Below are 1,531 nucleotides of genomic sequence, written 5' to 3'. Positions count from 1 at the left end.
GGCTCTTCGCCACTAGCGATGCTACCAGCCAAAATTAGCTCTACGAATTTCCAGAAAACCTTTGAAAATCGGACAAGGGAATTGGTATAGATGCTTCGCTCCACGTCCACCATCTGTTGCAGCATAAACAAGACTACAAATGGGCATACTGGTGCTGGACAAGGGAATTGGTTCAGGTGCGAGCGATGCGTGGCTCCATGCTGTTGCCAATTCTTTTCTTATTTCAAGGCGAAGTTCAGCTTTCCTGCCAATACGTAGACCATAGCGATGATGTTCTTTTCGGAGCGGTAGCCTCGGGCCTTCCGTTTGGCCGCTTGAAATAAGCTATTTACGCCTTCGAGCAGACCGTTTGTCAGTTTGGATGAAAACCATCGGACGACGCCATCGTAGTGGTTTTGCAGCATTTTGGCGACTTCGACCATTGGAGCCAGTCGACAACGCAGTCCCCACTGAATCCAGTCTTGCAGCACCATGGGTGCGATTGCAGCCGGATAGCGATAGATCTCCTGGAGGATCAGCCGCATCCGGTAGGCTTTGGCGGTATCCAGATCGCAGTCCTTCAGTTTCGCCATCGTTTCTTGTTGCGCAGCAGTCAGATTTTCCGGGTTTTTCAACCACATATATCGCGTGTCTTTTAGTTCTGCGCAGCTCTTCCGTTCGGTACGGCGGACTTCATCAACGGCTTCGTTTGCTGCTTGAATGACATGAAACTTATCGAAGGTGATTGACGCTTTTGGGAAGTTCTCCTCTGCACCCTTGATGAAGGCGGGTGACATGTCCATGCAAACCTCTGTAATGTTTTCTGCGTTCCCGCCATGGGCTTCCAGTTGCTTCTTACACTCGCTCCATGTGCTGGAATCTTTGCCCTTGGTCACGCAGATGACGTTCTTTTGCTCCGGATCCATGAAGATGGTGATGTAATTGTGCCCGCGTTTGGCGGACGTTTCATCGGTGTTGATTTTCGTGACATACGTTAGATCTTGCGCAGCGATGGCGTTATCGACATAATGATGGAGAATCCGCCACAAGCGCGTGTCATGCTCACCTACAAAACGGCTAACAGCATTCATGGGCATATCCTTAGCTAGTGCAATAATGAGCGCATCGAAGTGCAGCGTAAAGTAATGCTTAGGTTTATCCAAGGCCCAAGGCACATTGACTCGGGTGATGGTATTACACTCCCCGCAGTTGGTTCTGGGAAGTTCAGCATGGATGTAACTCGGATACTCGAAAAAGTTGAGATGACGCCATGTACGATCATGATTGGCGATATCTCTTACCGGTTGGTTTGGGGCTCCACACTTCGAACAAGGAAACAACGCCCGCTCACGAAACTTGACATACACGTCCAACTGCTTGGCTTCCAGGCTGAAATCAACCCGATCGATATACCACGGCTCGGGAATATGAAGCAGTTCTTCCAACTGACCTTCCTTAAGATTTGCTACAAACATATGAAAACACCTCATCCTCTACTGGTCTCTTAATTTCCAGTATTGACAGGTGTTCGCACTTTAAACAGCGAAGAAGG

General features: G+C 49.1%; 1 protein-coding gene. It reads right to left on the bottom strand.

What is annotated here, in order from left to right; genetic code table 11:
* Positions 1–218: 218 nt before the first annotated feature.
* On the bottom strand, positions 219–1,454 hold the full coding sequence (locus POTG_RS22490; protein WP_009227154.1) for an ISL3 family transposase: 1,236 nt from the start codon (positions 1,452–1,454) through the stop codon (positions 219–221).
* Between the last annotated feature and the right edge of the window lie 77 nt (positions 1,455–1,531).

It is taken from the genome of Paenibacillus sp. oral taxon 786 str. D14 (genome assembly GCF_000159955.1).
GTDB classification, from domain to species: Bacteria; Bacillota; Bacilli; order Paenibacillales; family Paenibacillaceae; genus Fontibacillus; species Fontibacillus phoenicis.
Note: the sequence above shows the minus strand (reverse complement) of the source record. Positions and strands in the feature narration are given on the sequence as shown.

Excerpts from the sequence above, each read along its gene's own strand:
- POTG_RS22490 (WP_009227154.1), bottom strand. The coding sequence starts at position 1,454 with ATGTTTGTAGCAAATCTTAAGGAAGGTCAGTTGGAAGAACTGCTTCAT.